At 43.7% G+C, this 15,033-nt stretch carries 15 protein-coding genes; 5 read left to right on the top strand and 10 right to left on the bottom strand.

From position 1 onward, the window contains the following. Positions 1 to 188: 188 nt before the first annotated feature. Complete coding sequence (locus KHQ09_RS18205; protein WP_213600409.1) at positions 189 to 518, top strand: DUF736 domain-containing protein; 330 nt, start codon at positions 189 to 191, stop codon at positions 516 to 518. Here KHQ09_RS18205 and KHQ09_RS18200 read toward each other — a convergent pair. After that, positions 515 to 781, bottom strand: coding sequence for a hypothetical protein (locus tag KHQ09_RS18200; RefSeq protein ID WP_213600408.1), 267 nt, complete (start codon positions 779 to 781; stop codon positions 515 to 517). The two genes, KHQ09_RS18205 and KHQ09_RS18200, sit on opposite strands and share 4 nt — an antisense overlap. Before the next feature lie 698 nt (positions 782 to 1,479). On the opposite strand from KHQ09_RS18200, the gene KHQ09_RS18195 reads away from it, so the two are divergent. Next, positions 1,480 to 2,361 carry an ArdC family protein gene (locus KHQ09_RS18195; protein ID WP_213600407.1) on the top strand — a complete coding sequence of 294 codons (882 nt, stop codon included), beginning with the start codon at positions 1,480 to 1,482 and terminating at the stop codon, positions 2,359 to 2,361. A 10-nt stretch (positions 2,362 to 2,371) separates the two neighbouring features. Here KHQ09_RS18195 and KHQ09_RS18190 read toward each other — a convergent pair whose 3' ends face one another. From KHQ09_RS18190 to KHQ09_RS18175, 4 genes are all read right to left on the bottom strand, one after another. Further along, positions 2,372 to 2,971 (bottom strand): helix-turn-helix domain-containing protein, encoded by a 600-nt coding sequence (locus KHQ09_RS18190; RefSeq protein ID WP_213600406.1) that lies wholly within the window; start codon positions 2,969 to 2,971, stop codon positions 2,372 to 2,374. Between the two features lie 140 nt (positions 2,972 to 3,111). Beyond that, positions 3,112 to 3,501 carry a hypothetical protein gene (locus tag KHQ09_RS18185; protein ID WP_213600405.1) on the bottom strand — a complete coding sequence of 130 codons (390 nt, stop codon included), beginning with the start codon at positions 3,499 to 3,501 and terminating at the stop codon, positions 3,112 to 3,114. 2 nt (positions 3,502 to 3,503) lie between these two features. Then, a complete protein-coding gene (locus tag KHQ09_RS18180; RefSeq protein WP_213600404.1) occupies positions 3,504 to 3,917 on the bottom strand; it encodes a hypothetical protein in 414 nt (137 codons plus the stop codon). Next, positions 3,917 to 4,627: a ParA family protein gene (locus KHQ09_RS18175; protein ID WP_213600403.1), complete on the bottom strand. Its 711-nt coding sequence runs from the start codon at positions 4,625 to 4,627 to the stop codon at positions 3,917 to 3,919. Before KHQ09_RS18175 ends, KHQ09_RS18180 begins: the two co-directional genes overlap by 1 nt. Before the next feature lie 945 nt (positions 4,628 to 5,572). Here KHQ09_RS18175 and KHQ09_RS18170 point away from each other — a divergent pair. Genes KHQ09_RS18170 through KHQ09_RS18160 form a run of 3 tightly spaced genes read left to right on the top strand, consistent with a single transcriptional unit; the run spans position 5,573 to position 9,180 of the window. Further along, positions 5,573 to 5,950, top strand: a complete 378-nt coding sequence (locus tag KHQ09_RS18170; RefSeq protein WP_213600402.1) for a plasmid mobilization protein — start codon at positions 5,573 to 5,575, stop codon at positions 5,948 to 5,950. Between the two features lie 3 nt (positions 5,951 to 5,953). Then, positions 5,954 to 8,953, top strand: coding sequence for an LPD7 domain-containing protein (locus KHQ09_RS18165; RefSeq protein ID WP_213600401.1), 3,000 nt, complete (start codon positions 5,954 to 5,956; stop codon positions 8,951 to 8,953). After that, entirely contained in the window at positions 8,950 to 9,180 is a 231-nt protein-coding gene (locus KHQ09_RS18160) for a hypothetical protein (RefSeq protein ID WP_213600400.1), read from the top strand. Before KHQ09_RS18165 ends, KHQ09_RS18160 begins: the two co-directional genes overlap by 4 nt. A gap of 25 nt (positions 9,181 to 9,205) precedes the next feature. On the opposite strand, the gene KHQ09_RS18155 is transcribed toward KHQ09_RS18160, so the two are convergent. Genes KHQ09_RS18155 through KHQ09_RS18135 form a run of 5 tightly spaced genes read right to left on the bottom strand, consistent with a single transcriptional unit; the run spans position 9,206 to position 15,024 of the window. Further along, positions 9,206 to 11,284 (bottom strand): type IV secretory system conjugative DNA transfer family protein, encoded by a 2,079-nt coding sequence (locus KHQ09_RS18155; RefSeq protein ID WP_213600399.1) that lies wholly within the window; start codon positions 11,282 to 11,284, stop codon positions 9,206 to 9,208. A 2-nt stretch (positions 11,285 to 11,286) separates the two neighbouring features. After that, entirely contained in the window at positions 11,287 to 12,306 is a 1,020-nt protein-coding gene (gene virB11 / locus KHQ09_RS18150) for a P-type DNA transfer ATPase VirB11 (protein ID WP_213600398.1), read from the bottom strand. Further along, positions 12,290 to 13,513: a type IV secretion system protein VirB10 gene (gene virB10 / locus KHQ09_RS18145; RefSeq protein ID WP_213600397.1), complete on the bottom strand. Its 1,224-nt coding sequence runs from the start codon at positions 13,511 to 13,513 to the stop codon at positions 12,290 to 12,292. Before virB10 ends, virB11 begins: the two co-directional genes overlap by 17 nt. After that, complete coding sequence (gene virB9 / locus KHQ09_RS18140; protein ID WP_213600396.1) at positions 13,513 to 14,319, bottom strand: P-type conjugative transfer protein VirB9; 807 nt, start codon at positions 14,317 to 14,319, stop codon at positions 13,513 to 13,515. Before virB9 ends, virB10 begins: the two co-directional genes overlap by 1 nt. Continuing rightward, positions 14,320 to 15,024: a VirB8 family type IV secretion system protein gene (locus KHQ09_RS18135; RefSeq protein ID WP_213600395.1), complete on the bottom strand. Its 705-nt coding sequence runs from the start codon at positions 15,022 to 15,024 to the stop codon at positions 14,320 to 14,322. Positions 15,025 to 15,033 lie beyond the last annotated feature (9 nt).

Raw genomic sequence — 15,033 nt, 5'->3', positions numbered from 1 at the left:
TGTTACGTCGTCGCATTTCGTGCCGGTTTGCTGCAAAGCCGCGTTCAAAAAATTTCCCCGTCCTGCGGACTTCCTCGCGGGACAAATTTTCTTCTCTCTGGCTTCCTTCGCTTCGCTACGGCCTACGGTGCTGCACCGTCAACTTCATGCTTGGGACTACTCAGCAACTAGCAAAAAGGAACCTAAAAATGAAAAACGTCACAAACTTCATCAAATTCGAAAGCGACAACATTGAAACTTCCACAGGCGAAGGTCGCATCTCAACCCTCACACACGACCTTGAAATCACAGTGATGCCAGTCACTAACCCAAAAAGCGATAAAACACCGAGCCATCGCATTTACGCAAAATCTCCAGCTGGCTTCAAAATTCCGGTCGGCGGTATCTGGAAAAACAAAAGCCAGCAAAACAAGGATTACTTCTCAGTCACACTGAAAGGGATTGAATTTCGCGCCAATCTCGGTCGCTTCCCTGAACAAGATGATGAAAGCCTTCAGGCAATCATCGAATGGGATTAAAAAATCAAAGCCCCTTCGGGGGCTTTTTCATTTTCAGAAATGGCAGGCAGCAGAAGGCACTTTGTGCCTTCTTTTTTAAGATGAATGGTTGAAATATCTTTGCAAACTGGACACGCCTCTTTTGCTAATCCATTGAGACTGGGTTGAAATTTAATGCACGTCCTCGATGCTAATAATGTTCTGACCAATAGCACCCACCATAATCTAGTTGTCGCTATATTCAGGATAGGCACGATATAGAGCATGAGCCGTAGTTCCGGCATTCTTTCCGCTCCGTGCCTGCCAAGGCCACCCGATCATATCCAAAACGCAGTGCTTCAGCGGCCTATTCATGACGGCAAGACTGGAAGGCGTTCAACAACGCTGACCGGCACAAGTGTTATTTAGTTTTGGGGGCAGCATAGCAGCGCGACATGATATTTCCTGCCGCATATTTGCCTATCTGCTAATGAGGCCGAGCATTGCGCCGTTATGGCTGATTGAATGAATGCAGCAACCACTTGCGCACGAACGAAGCCGCTTTTTCAGTGTGAAGCCGTCTCACCTCATACCAACATTTCTTTGAGCTGATGCCGCTTGTCACGACAGGGCTTTATCATTTGCACAACCCCGCCAGTGACTGCCCAGATCATCCCGTTTGATTGCTGAAGTGGGAAGCAACACAAGCAGCGCCGGTTGCACGTTGATGCCAGCCATTAGCACGGCGGCTTGGGTGTATTGATGCGCAAACAGAGCTAACAGGCCGCGCCAACATAGCCGCCCTCACCTCTTGGTGAAGCATGTTCCAGGTGCGAGCTTTGTGGAACTTCCTTTCGTTCCTTACTTGACGGCAAGCTGCAATGGCCTCGTGTCCGGTCAACGGCTTTGCCGTACTCCACTCTGTTTCGTGCCTACGGCTGACCGGCCACTTATGCGGCCATTTCCGTTTTTCTGCCGTCAGGAACGAAAAAGGAGATCCACCATGAAAAGCAACGACACATACGAACGCATCACCCAAACAATCGTTGAGCAGCTGGAGAATGGCGTTAAGCCTTGGATTAGCCCTTGGAATGGCGCTCCAAACATGAAACTTCCGCTCCGTTCAAACGGTCAGACATATCAAGGCATTAATGTTCTCGCCCTTTGGATTGCATCCCTAACCTTCGGCTACGATCAGCCTATGTGGATGACATTCAAACAGGCACAAGAATTAGGCGGTCAGGTACGCAAAGGCGAAAAATCAACCCTTGTCGTTAAATACGGCACCTTCACGCCAAAAGATGAAATGCCGGTCGATAATGAGGAACGTCAAATTCCGTACCTGAAAGGCTACAGCGTTTTTAACATTCGCCAGATTGACGGCTTGCCTGAACACCTATTCATTCAGCCAGACCTGCCAGACAATGAGATTGAGCCTCATGTGATTGCAGATAACTTCATCGCTAATACAGGTGCGAAAATTGAGTTCAGCGGTACGCAAGCTTATTACCGCCCAAGTGCAGACACTATCACAATGCCGGATAGAAAGCGGTTCGTAGATCAAACGCACCTATATTCCACACTGTTGCATGAACTCGGCCACTGGACAGCAGCAAAGAGCCGTTTAGATCGTGATTTGTCGGGACGCTTTGGCAATGAGGCTTACGCAATGGAAGAGCTGGTGGCCGAATTAACATCGGCTTTCGTTTGCTCTGATCTTCAGGTGCCAATCAATCCTGAAGAGAATACAGCGACCTATATCAGCACATGGCTTGAAGTGCTTAAAAATGATCCAAAGGCCATTTTTACAGCTGCATCTAAGGCGCAAGCCGCTGCTAATTACCTTCATGGTCTCCAACCTTCAGAATTGGATAAGGCCGCATAAGCGGCCTCTTTCATTCTTCAGGCTTTGCTTCAGCCTTTTTTCTTTTTGCGGGATATGCCCGTTTTTTAGGCTTTGTTTCAACTGTCGGATTCATCTGTTTGAAAAACAGGTTCATTGTGCGCAAGGCTTCCGGAGGCAGCTTTGACATTGCCGCCATAGTGTCCTGAAACTCTGAAACTTGCTCCGGCGTTGCGTCACTCAGAAAATCTTTAAAGCCCTCAATTGAAGAATAGAGGGCTTTCATTCGTTCAGCTTTTTCAGGGGTATCGCCCAACATTTGTGGGGCAATCGCATAAACAAGGTCAATCATGGAAAAACCGAGCAATTCCCAGACATGAACCAAGCGGCGTACAGTCATACGCGACCGTGCGCGTTCGTAGCGGCCATATACATAATATGACAGGCCGATCAGTTCCACGAAATGTTCATGTGTGAGATTTTTGCTAACACGAGCTTCACGGATGTACTCACCTAATCGGCGGTCAATATCCTCAAATTGCTCAACACCATCAAAGCCGGGTTTTCGAAAAATATTCTTTTTGGTTTCTGGATCGAAACTTTCAACAAGCCCTCTTTCTTCTATTGTTGTTTTGACTTGTTGGTTACTCACGCCAGCCCCTATTCATTTCAAAAGTTAAGCATATTCCGCAATCACGGGATAATACAAAATCTCAGCCCATTTTATAGCCAGCAATTTAGCGGTTATGTGACTAAAACAGTTATGTTAACCGATTAGCTTTTTGCAAGAGACTATGGAAGGTTTTTTTGTATTTCCATTATCTTCCACTTATCTTCAAAGCGCTGGAATGTTGCAGAAATTTGCGTTTCTTTCTCTAACCATGCCAATTTTAAAGTTATATCACAACCAAACGTATTGTTTTGTAATGTAACGCATTCGTCAACATTTGCTTTATTAGCCGTTGATTGTGCGGTTGCTTCCCACTTTTGATGCTCAAATAGCGCATTGAGAGCATCAGTAGATTTAGGCCACTGATTTTGTTCTGCAGGTTGTATAGCACCATAGATAATGTCTTTTAAAGGGAAGTTAGTTGTCTCATTTAAATGCTCATAGAGCATAGGGGCTGAAACAGCCCCTACAACAAACCCGATAAAACCACCCATTACGAAGCCAAAGCGCATAATTAGAAACCTAGTTCTTTTAGAGCCTTATCCAATGCAATGCTAAGGATAGCAGTTTTAGAGCAGCGTGTGCTTTCTGCCGCTGCATTAAAGCGGCTATTCAAATCCGCATCTAGTCTAATATTGACCGCAACTTTCTCAATATTTTTGTCTTGCAGCTTAATTTCGCGCAACAATGAGCTGCTTGCCGCCCTGCCCGCAGTTTCAGCATTTTGTGCTGCAGGCATTTCAACGCTTAATTCCGGTGAGATAGCCGATTTATCCTGCACAATTGTCGGTGCAATGTCTTGGGCTTCTGGTGCACTCAGATTAGCCTCAGCAGGTACTACTTCATTTTCTTTGGTGGTTTTAGAAACACCAAAATGCGCGCGGCGAGTACCATCTAACAAAGCTCTTTTTGAACTAACTTGGCTCATTATAGACTCCCCGTTTCTAAATACCGAACTACGTTGTCGGTGAAGATTACAGCTTCTTCAATGGCCTTTTGCACTGAATCATTATTTGCATCCGGTAGATCATATAATGAAGGATAGCCGGAATAGACTTTGCGATATGGATTACGCTGCATCAGCTCGACGTTGCAGTGATCAACAACAACATCAGACTCTTTAAGTTTGGCGAGGAACCCGCGTATTGTTTTATATTCTTCAATATGGCGATCTTGGAGTGTTACGCGCGTATTGAAAACAAGTTTCCTGATATTCACACCTTGATCTTCTTCAATTTGAAGGAGATTTGAAATCGTTGTGACCATTCCTTTAATTTCTGACTGACACGCCTGTACTGGAATGATTGTCAGATCAGTAACGAGAAAAGAGTCCTCTTGAAATTTTTCCATTCGACCCGGAGTGTCGATGAAAATATAATCGTAATCATCTAGGTTGGCACTCAAAATTTGCTTCAGCTTGTTCGCCGTGCCTGCATATTCCAATGTAATATTGCTGATAGGCGTTTCGTTTTCCGAGCAACGATCAAACCAAGCAGAAATATTCTTCTCAGAGTCTGTATCAACGATCAGGACTTTTTTGCCCCTGTGCGCAAGCTCAGAACTTAGCATTATTACAGAGACTGTTTTTCCAGCCCCGCCTTTTGCATTCGCACCAGTAATAATTTTCGCTTCAGCCATTGTAAGCCTCTTGTGCATTTCGCTTGAAAAAAATTCCGACGACACTTTACGGTCTGTAAAGCAGTCATTGCTTTACCCTATGTATAGCATTCAAAACTTTACGATTGGTAAAGTATGGCGGTAAAGATACCCTGTAAAGCCGTTATGTAAAGTTTCTTTGTAAAGCATTTAGGTATAGCCATAACGTAAAGCATTAATGTAAATTTAAATCGTAAATCATTAGTGTAAAGCATTTTCGTAAAGCGTATTTGTATTGCACAGATGTAAAGCACTAACGTAAAGTTTGAATGTACCGACATAATGTAAAGATAATTTGTAAAGCTAGTTGTAAGCTCAAAACGTAAAGCTCTGCGCAACGCTTAAATGTAAAGCATATATGTAAAGCAATTTTGTAAAGACGCTCTCATGCGTACCTTAAAGCTCGGAGTAGTTTGTAAAGAAGTTTTGTAAAGCAAATACGTAAAGCACAGCAGATAACCGCTATTGAGCTGCAACGTGTGTTCAAATCCTAATCTTAAATCTAGGATGCCCCACAAATCGACACAGTGCGCGCCGCAGGCGCATTTGCCGCCTATCTGAAGGGGTGGAACCTCGGAGCCGCGCAAATCGCTGTCAGCGACGATCTATGAGTGAAATGCAAGGTTGAAAAGCGAAGCGTACCTTGCATGATCGAAAGATCGTTCGAAAAAGGCGATTGCGGCTTTCGTAGGTGAACCTTGGTGAGCGCATTTTAAAATAATCGAGCAGAGCGAGAAAATTAGGAGGCGAGCGAAGCGAGGCCGAAAAAGCCTTTGTAACGAGCGAAGCGAAGTGATAATCCTATTTTAGTTGGCAGGATACGTAATTTTGTAGTACAAAATTAATTCAATCAGCAACAGGTGCTGATTATAGGATTGTTCATTGGATTGATTGCCTCAAATTTGAGGCGTGGGAACAGGTTGAAACATGAAGGCAAAAGAGGAGAGGGCGCACGTTGTTACATTGCGGGTTTCCGCAAGCGAACACGCTGCTATTCATGAAGCGGCAGCTAAAGCCGGAATGTCGCCCTCAGCCTTTATGCGTTCAACGGTTCTTGAAGGTGCAGGGATAAAGCCCTTTCTGACAGAGGATGACAGGGTGATTTTCGCCCTGATATTGGAAGATTTGCGCAAGGTTGGTGTGAACCTAAACCAGATAACAGCGGCAATTAATTCCAAAAAATACCCAGTTCCTGAAGAAGTAGCTCTTCATCAGATGAATGTTTTGAAGTCTCATGCAGCGATATTTCACGAAGTGAAGCGTCTTTATGAGAAAACAGGACACAGATTAAAGCCAAAGGAATAAGACTTGGAGCCGTTTATTGGTGCATTTACAGAGCAGTGGGAGCGCCGGAAGGCTGCTGAAGCCCACGCTCGTCAGCGCCAATTGATGGTTCTCATAGCACTGGATGAAGAAGAGCGCCGCCGAAAGGGTGGTGGTGGCGGTGGGGGAAGTGCTGGAAGTCGCAGGCCAAAACAGGCAAAAATCAGTTTTAAATCGCAAGCAGCATTTCCGCGGCCATCAAAGCCTGTTGTATTTGATCGACCGCAAACCGTCCGAATGGAGGGACTGGCTTCAGGAAGTCAGCCAGCGGTTGTTAAAATGGCGTCCTTTGGTGGTGGTTCCCGCCTTGGTGCGATGCTTAATTATGTTTCTCGTTCAGGCGATTTAAAGCTGGAAAATCATTTAGGGCAGCAAGTTTCTGGTCAAGAAGATTTGCGCGAGATCCGTTCAGACTGGCAGAGCCTAATGTCAAATCGCACTGAATCCCGCGATGTAGCAGGGTTCAGTATTGAAATATCAGGACAGTCTGAAAACCATAACACGGACGAATTAGCGTTAAGTGTTCTCAAAGCTGGCCTTGGTGATCGTCACTTTGTCTATTCTGTATCTGCCAACAGAAACGGCGGTATCAATGTTTCTGGTGTTGCTGTTTTGCGAAATAGCCAAGGCGAGCGTCTTAGTGCAGATGCAAAAGCAAATATGATCGTCGCAGATCGTTTAAGGACTATATCAGCTGATCAAGGTCTGCGTGTATCTTTTCGTTTTCGCGGGTATGGGAATGGCGTTGAATATGGCAGCTATAAAGTTCGTGAATTAGTGGCTCATAGTGGCGATGCTGTTAAGAATGAGAATGGCCGTATTATTCGGACACATGACGAGGCCGGTGATTTAGTACAAAAAAATTGGCGGCAAGATATGCACAGTCGCAAAGGACGTGATGTAATGCACGTCATAATGTCAGCGCGACCTGGCACTGACATAAATGCTTTCCAATCCTCAGTGCGCGATTTTTTATCTCAGCAATTTGGTGGTCATAAATACGTATTTGCAGTGCATGACGAAGTGAGTGACACCAAAGAGGCAAGTGCAGGGGGCAAACGACCTCATGTGCATGCGCATGCCATTATCACGATGAAATCTGAAGCTGGAATAAAACTTCAAACCACACCGGAAACATTCAGGCAGTGGCGTGAAGTTATGGCTGAAAAGGCTAGAGATAACGGCATCAGAATGGAAATGAATGACCGGCGAGAATTTGCAAGCGCACCGGCTTATTCATCAAAACAGGTTCGCCCTATTTATAACAATGACAACATTGCTCGAACAGAACATGAGCCGGTAAGTGCCAGTGCCGCAGCACGGTATAATAACAAACGCGATAATGTCAGCCAGATTGCTCAGTCTGCCCGTAGTAGAGACTACGCACTCAATGCTGCTGTAAATTGGCAGAAGGTAGCAATGGCGAATGCCAACACGCAAATTGCGACACATGCCACACAATATTGCGCAAAAATAATCGACACAATTTTAGAAGTTCAAACCGATCAATCAGGAAAAGTAATCGCATTCAATCCCAATCATTCCGTAGCAGCTGGTGTTGCAGCGGTCATAAGTTTAGCTCAGGAGGCAACATCAATGCCAAACATGAATAGACAAGAATTTGAAGCGTATGAAAAAGTTGCGGAACAAAATATTCACAAAGTTGAGCAGATCATTCCTGAAGCCAATAGGGCTGATTATGAGGAAGTCATTGCGCTTGCCAGAAAGACCATTGATACGGAACGGTCATTGATGATTTTCAATGAGCAAGAAGCAGAGAGAGAGCAATCAATCAACATTATTAAGCGTAGTGTTGAAAGTGATTTTGCCGAGTTTTTTGCCCAAGAACTTGATAAAAATTTAGGTGAACAGAAGCACACTTTAACTCAAGCTGAAGGGGTATTAGGCGCTCCGTTCCCTGAAATGCCAGCCGAAGCTACAGAAGATCATACAGCTAATAAAAATGGCCTGATTAATCCTGAAGAGGATAATAAAAAGCGTCATGGTTATCCTGAAGAAGTAGAAAAACATCTTTACGTTCGTGAAGAGAAGAACGGCGAGCAACACCGTGTTTTTTATGACCATAAGGGCGAGCGGGAAATGTTCGTTGATAATGGCGAACGTATGCGTGCCAAAACTTTCGATGCTCATGCGGTGCGAATTATGGTTGAAACTGCTGCGCATCGAGGTTGGACGAGTATTGATGTAACAGGATCAGCCGAGTTTAGACGCGAGGCATGGGTTGAGGCACAGGCTCATGGGATCACGGCGAAAGGCTATAAACCAACAGAACTTGACTGGCAGGAAGTTGAACGCCGTGAGCAAGCATATTTGAAGAATGAAATCTCAAATAGCGATAGAGAAATGTCCACGCGACAGGTGCAAAGCCGAGAAGCTGGTCATGCTGGTTCAGCTATTGATACACGATCTGTTACTGAGAAAGGTCAGGAGCCAACTCGTGCAGCAGCCCCAACATTCAAAGAAGGGGTTGAAGGTAAGCTCTTAGAAACAGGCATCAAGCCTTATAAAGACGACCCTAAAAATGAAAAATCACCGTATGTTGTCATGGAGACAGGAGAAGGTGAAAAGACAATTTGGGGCGTTGGTATTCCTGATGCTTTGGACAGGGCAGGTGTAAAAGTAGGTGACAAAATCAATCTGCGTGAAGATGGAATTGAGAGTGTAAAAAAACCTATCATCAAAGAAGTGGATGGAAAGAAAGTACGAGAAACAATTGAAGTTGATCGTCGAGCATGGAAAGCAGAAATGCTTGAACGTCCTGAAGCGAAAATTGAACAGAAAACCATATCTGAAGTTGGCAGAGGTAATATAGGCTCGAACTCTGATCATGAACGTGCTAATCTTGATCAACTTACAGTTTTGAAAGAAGCTGAGACAGTCAGAACAGATCCACCGGCACAACATGTCAATCGTGCTGAAGATATGGGTTGGAACCACGATAAAGATACGGAGCATGAAAGATGAGCTTAGGAGATCATCGACCTGCCTTCTATGAAGTGCGGGTTCCAGTAAGCAAAAAGGATGAAGAAAATTCCACCGCTATGGTGAAGTTGTTCTTTGTTGTCGTTGCTCTCATGCTTTTTGCTGTTTTCATTACGTGGCTTGAGAACATCGTTTACACTTGGTTTGATAAGGCAGCATCTTGGGTCGGTGATACATATGCCGCCTTGCTTGCTTACCTACCATTTTAGAAAAAGCCGCTTTAAGCGGCTTTTTTTATGAAGCTGTATTAGCGCCAGCAGCAACTTCGGTCTTAACTGCATCAAGCATAGCGAATAAAGCATCAGACCGGTTTTTAGACTTTTCTGACTTTGCCAGCTTTGTGCCTAATTGGCTAAAGTCTTGGATAGCGCTGATATTGGCTTTCCTCAACTTCATAAACTCTTTTAGTCGTTGATCTTCAATCTCGTCCTGATCGACAATAGATTTTTGTTCGTCGTCATTATCCTGAATTATGGATATTTGAGTTTCGGAATCCGGTTTGCTGTTTTCCATTTGATTGATTGCTACCGGAGGAGGGGGAGCTTTGGCTTCAGGTGCTTCAGATTGAGCTGGTGTTTCTTCAATCGCTGGCTGAATTGTATTTTCTTCTTCGACGGGAGCTTTTGGCTCGGCCAGAAGTCGCTTTGCTATTGGCGTAAGTGGTACATAATAATCCAGTGCTGAAATTACCGGCATGTGACTTTGAGAATATTCGACCGCCTTATTAAACTCTGCGACTTTGAAATACTGGATTTTTTGCCCGAAAATTGGAGCCTCACCTTGAGGCAATAAAATCATTCTATCAGCAGGCATTTGACGAACCTCTTGCGGCATCATCAAATCGCGCTCGCGGATTTGCTCAACCTTTGTTCTCCGTGGTACGCCAATTAATTCAATTGTTCTGGATTCAGACTGATAGCGAATTGTTTTCCGGCCGAGTGATTTTGAAAAATATTCCGCTGTAGCCTGATCATTGGCAGCTAGGCATATTTGATAGCCACAGTTTCCTAAGAGGGAATAGCGGGACGTTTCGCCATAAATTTCATCAAGATTTTTTAGATCCTGAATGACAAACGCCATTTTGATATTATAGCCAGCCACGTAAGGAAGCTTGTTGATTACTTCTGACATTTTTTTAAGCTGGCGAAATTCATCGAGTAAGAAATAAACTTGTAATGATTTTTCATCAAAGTCCAATGTCAGCAAATCTAAAACCTGTTGCACAAACAATGTGAGTAGTGGCTTTAGTAGTGAAACGTCATTAATTTTAGGAGCGAGATAGACCGTCATCGGCTTTCTCTTCATTGATTTAAGATCAATATCCGTGACAGTTGTCGCTGAAGCAATACGCTCATTTTTAAACGGACGCATCGCGTTTTGAATGTCAACCAATGTAGACGCGGCCACACGATCACTTAGCCCAAGATAGCTATTGAAACTCTCTTGGGTGAATCTAGACAAATAAGGCTCTTGCTTGAGAATAAGCGAAATTTGTTTTTGTAAATCGAGACCTGAATTTATAAATGAATTTACTTCAGCAAGGTTGCGATGATTTTCGTAGTGCGGACTATCAAGCATATAGCTAATAATTCCGGCGAGTAGCTGCTGTGCGAGACCTTGAAAGACTGCATTTTCCCCCTGAGATTCAGGAATTAAAATGTTAGCCATATTCTGAATATCAGTTGTCCGGTCGCCTCGACTTTCACGAATGAAGTCTATTGGATTCCAGCGGTTTGTATTTTCACTTCCGGGAGCAAAAAAATATACAGAATTACCGTTCTTGCGACGATAACCAGCAGTACGCTCAAAAATCTCACCCTTCAAATCGGTTACGATCATTGAACCCTCATGCGTAAGTGCATTAGGAATGACATAACTAATGCCCTTACCTGAGCGAGTTGGTCCCATTATTAAATGATGCCTATCGTCATTACGCCGTAGAAGTCTCTTATCCATACGGCCAAATAAATGTCCCTTCTTTTGAAACCACTTGTTTTTTATGAGCGATGGTAATGTTTGAAATTCAGCATCACCAAGGGGATTTGATGATTTTCGTAAGCCCAACCAGCACACCCAAGAAGTTAAAATAGCTGTTGGTGCAATTGCACCAAGTGCCACCTTCTGAACGGTCGCGTGACTATAGTAGAACCAAACTTGCTTAAATGAGGCAAAAAAATTGTCTGAAATTGTAGCTTTTAAAACTCGGCCGTCTTTAAAGAAAATAGCAAGCCCTATTCCATAGAACAGCATCCATAGGATGAAAGCTATAAAGAGGCAAAATATGATATAAATGATTGAAAGCGGCTTGCTCATAATTACCCTCGGTTGAAAGCTATTTCAGAGACACCACGCTTTCCGTTCATATTTTTCACCTGAACGACAATAGGTATGACCATTTTAATATATGCCATTAGGTCAGCTTTAGCATAACCACTTGTAAGACCAGACTGCATCATCATCAAAGCAAGCCGTTCATAGGCCATTTGTGGGCTATTCGCGTGAACCGTAGACATAGAACCCGGATGCCCCGTATTAATTGCTTGAAGAAATGTGAAGGCTTCGGAGCCGCGAATTTCACCAACAAAAAGACGATCTGGACGCATACGAAGAGTTGCTTCGAGAAGGTCTTGAATAGAGGCATTTGAAGTCCCTTGACCGCCTTTTGAAGCCACTAAATGAACAGTGTTTTTTTGTGGAGGCATTAATTCGCGTGTATCTTCAATGGTAATTACACGCTCATTTTCATTAACAGCTTTGAGACATGCGTTTAAAAATGTTGTCTTTCCTGAAGATGTACCACCTGAAATCATGATGGTTTTTCTATTGGATATAGCTGTTTTGATGAACGAATAATAATCTCCACTTTTCAGTAAACCATCAAGTTCAAGATTAATCTGGCTTTCTTCATCACCAGCCATTGTTACCGCTTCAAACGCACCAAGCGCATTATATTGCTCTAGTGAGAAATCATTCAAAACTTGGCGACGAATTGATATTGCACCACCTGCCGGTGCAGCTGGTGGAAGTACAACCTGAATACGTGCCTTAAAATGATCAATTGATGCACTGAGAATTGGCGTTTGTTCGTTGATACTTTGCTTAGTTGCGGTCGCTACTCGTTGGCCGATATGAGTAATTTGTTGTGCCGTTAAATCAGGTACATGAATGTATTCCATATGAGGCTTGCCAAGTTCCTCAAAAAAAACTTGGCAAGGCTCATTCACAGAAATCTCAACAATTTTATCGTTCTGAAGTAGGTGCAATAATGGTTTCAGACTTTCATTGAGAACGAAGTTTCCTTGTGGGATATGTGCAATATTATCTGCGGCGCTCACGTTGAATTTCCTTCAATTCTTCTGTCACTGGATCGTCATAGAAAGCGGAAAAATCTAGATCCTGCCTAACAAAAACATGAATGTTTGCGCCTTGGTGGACAGTGATTGTTGGCTTAACTTGTAAACCGTCGCGAAGAGCTTCATTTGCCATTTCTGAAAATGTTCTGGCAATTGTATCGCGAGCAAGTTCTTCACCACTTTTAGAGTTAGTGCTACCTGTTGCGCGATCTCCATAACCGGCGGCATAACTTGCACCTGCACCGACAATTGATAACAAAATTGCAGAGCCAAACCGCTCACGGAATTTTTTATCAACATTTCCGGTTAAACCTACACGGCCAAGACCATCTGATCCAAAAGAATTGAGCCGGATATTTACCCCATCATCACGAATGAGGCGTGTCCAAACGACAAATACACGAGTTTGACCAGTCATTACTGACGATTGATATTCACCAATTAAGCGTGTTCCCGATGGAATAAGCACTCTGCGCCCATCCATAGAATAAACGTCAGCAGCAGTAACCGCACGTATCTGACCCGGAAGGTCACTGACAATTGCAGTTTCTAGGATGCCAGGAATTAAAGTACCTTCAGTGACTGTTGCGTCTATCCGATGAATCTTGCTCGCAACCGTGGCTTTATTGTTTACCGCTGATGCTGTAGCCAAAAACTGACTATGAGTGTCAGTTCCGGCTACTGTTGGAGAACCGGCACCATCACTATCACCACCAAAACCACCCGTGGCTAAAGAACCACTGGTTTGATCGAATGCGACCATTGGTGAACGGAACCGTGCCGGAAATTCTTCTTCTTCAGCAACAGGTTCTATAATCGTACTGACAGGCTCAATCACTTGAGGTGGGGGAGGTGGAGGAACGTCAAATTCAGCTACAGTTTCAGCTGGTGGTTCTTCTGCCGGTGGTGGTGGAATAATCACCAATTGATTTTCAGCCGGTGGTTCGGGTGCAGGCTCACCGTCCCTTACAAATGAAGGTGGTTTGAATGAAGTTGTATGAAATTCTTCATTAAGGTTTTTAGCCGTTTTGGTTTTCGACCCACTATTAGAGAAAATAAAAATTATGGCGATAACAGCGGCGCCGAGGAAACCAGCTTTCAGAATATTCTGTTTTCTTTTGTCATTTTTATCCGCAACGGCAGCATCATCATGACGGTTGATTGCTTCTAATTCTGGAGATTGAGACATTAGTTTCCGCTCCCCCTACGCTTGCTTGATGTGGTTTCTTGCTTAGGTGCCATAATGTTAGGATCAGGGGCGGCAAAGTCCGGTTTGCGTAGATTAAATACGCATGTCCAATTTGCACCATCACGCAATGTAAATTGAGTGGCTGTTGTATCAACTACGATGTATTCACCCTCTTTTCGGAAGTTTACGAGGGTTTCAGAGTAGTCGGGGTTTACTGTGAAAATTGCCGGTGTTTTGCCTTTGAATTTTAGGAATGTTTTATTCCCATCATCAAATACAACAGTTGGTTTAATCAGTGTCGACCCTGTGAAAGAGTAGTCAATGTTGACATTCTCTTTGTTGATCTTAGAAATATTTGGATTGGCCGCACGATACTCAGCCTCTTTTCGCATAGCGTTGTTTACGGCATTTTCTGGATAGATAAATCGAACTCCAAAAACTTTTGTGCCGGCACTAGGCTTATTATCGATCAACTCGATAAAATACATGCGTTTGTTTGTAACAATGTTCATGTTTGTTGGAACATTGTTAGCAACCGGCTTCACAAATAAAATGTTTTTGCGTTCATTTGGCGTTACCTGCCAGCTTTCTGTATCGCCAAGGGCAATTGTCTCAAGCCGTTCATCATTCTCAAAAATAATCGCTGTAGAAATGCCATGTGTAGCATTTACCTTCAGCACATTATTTGACTGATACACGACAGTAGTAACGCGAGGATCTAAATTGCCCGGCTTTGGAGCTTGCGCCCCAAATGCCAGTCCTGAAGATGCTGACAGAAAGCAGCATAATAATAAGAGCTTCTTCATTTATTTTACGTCCCCATTTGTGATGGTTTCTTGTTCACGGCGATAATCGTAAACCTGAAAGCCAAGGGGATTTTCAAAGCGCCATTCATTCGTCGCTGGCGTGTCTGTATACCGATACCGAACCACTGAAATATAATGACGCTCAATTGCGTCTGTGTCCGATTTTTCAATAAGTGAAAATCTGACCAGTGCAGTGTTATCGTTAGGCATTGTTACAGATTTGATATTTGCGGTAAGTCTTTTATTCTTACCGTAAACACGCGCAGGGTTTTGCGCGTTTGAAACGCTATAAATGCGTTGCAATTCATTTGCAGCTGAACCTGTAGACAGCAGACCGGCCAAGCTAACATTTTCTTCAATTGCGTATGGATCATATCCTTCACGCGCACGAATATAACGAACAATATTAGCCTGTGTAACTGCTTGTTTGTCGGTAATATTATCTTCAACAGTCAGACCAGATTTTACTTCTGTGTAACCGGTGTTTTTATCAACTACCACGATGTAAGGCTCAAATGTTTTGAGCGGAACAAGCATCATCAGTGTGATAATTGCTAAAATAGCGACTACAGAAGCAATGACAGCAACAAATATTGCTAAGCGTTTAGAACGCTCAGCTTTCTTGTATATTTGTTGTTCCCACTGCTCACCGCTTTGATAGTATGAGCGGAGATTTTCATCAGTTTTAGCTTGTACTTTTGACATTTTCTTAAT

The sequence above is a fragment of the Pseudochrobactrum algeriensis genome (genome assembly GCF_018436245.1).
Classification (GTDB): Bacteria; Pseudomonadota; Alphaproteobacteria; order Rhizobiales; family Rhizobiaceae; genus Pseudochrobactrum; species Pseudochrobactrum saccharolyticum.
This window is presented reverse-complemented; position numbering and strand designations above follow the sequence as displayed.

Coding starts and splice junctions, on each gene's coding strand:
- KHQ09_RS18205 (WP_213600409.1), top strand. CDS start 189: ATGAAAAACGTCACAAACTTCATCAAATTCGAAAGCGACAACATTGAA.
- KHQ09_RS18200 (WP_213600408.1), bottom strand. CDS start 781: ATGCCGGAACTACGGCTCATGCTCTATATCGTGCCTATCCTGAATATA.
- KHQ09_RS18195 (WP_213600407.1), top strand. CDS start 1,480: ATGAAAAGCAACGACACATACGAACGCATCACCCAAACAATCGTTGAG.
- KHQ09_RS18185 (WP_213600405.1), bottom strand. CDS start 3,501: ATGCGCTTTGGCTTCGTAATGGGTGGTTTTATCGGGTTTGTTGTAGGG.
- KHQ09_RS18180 (WP_213600404.1), bottom strand. CDS start 3,917: ATGAGCCAAGTTAGTTCAAAAAGAGCTTTGTTAGATGGTACTCGCCGC.
- KHQ09_RS18175 (WP_213600403.1), bottom strand. CDS start 4,627: ATGGCTGAAGCGAAAATTATTACTGGTGCGAATGCAAAAGGCGGGGCT.
- KHQ09_RS18170 (WP_213600402.1), top strand. CDS start 5,573: ATGAAGGCAAAAGAGGAGAGGGCGCACGTTGTTACATTGCGGGTTTCC.
- KHQ09_RS18160 (WP_213600400.1), top strand. CDS start 8,950: ATGAGCTTAGGAGATCATCGACCTGCCTTCTATGAAGTGCGGGTTCCA.
- KHQ09_RS18155 (WP_213600399.1), bottom strand. CDS start 11,284: ATGAGCAAGCCGCTTTCAATCATTTATATCATATTTTGCCTCTTTATA.
- virB10 (WP_213600397.1), bottom strand. CDS start 13,513: ATGTCTCAATCTCCAGAATTAGAAGCAATCAACCGTCATGATGATGCT.
- virB9 (WP_213600396.1), bottom strand. CDS start 14,319: ATGAAGAAGCTCTTATTATTATGCTGCTTTCTGTCAGCATCTTCAGGA.
- KHQ09_RS18135 (WP_213600395.1), bottom strand. CDS start 15,024: ATGTCAAAAGTACAAGCTAAAACTGATGAAAATCTCCGCTCATACTAT.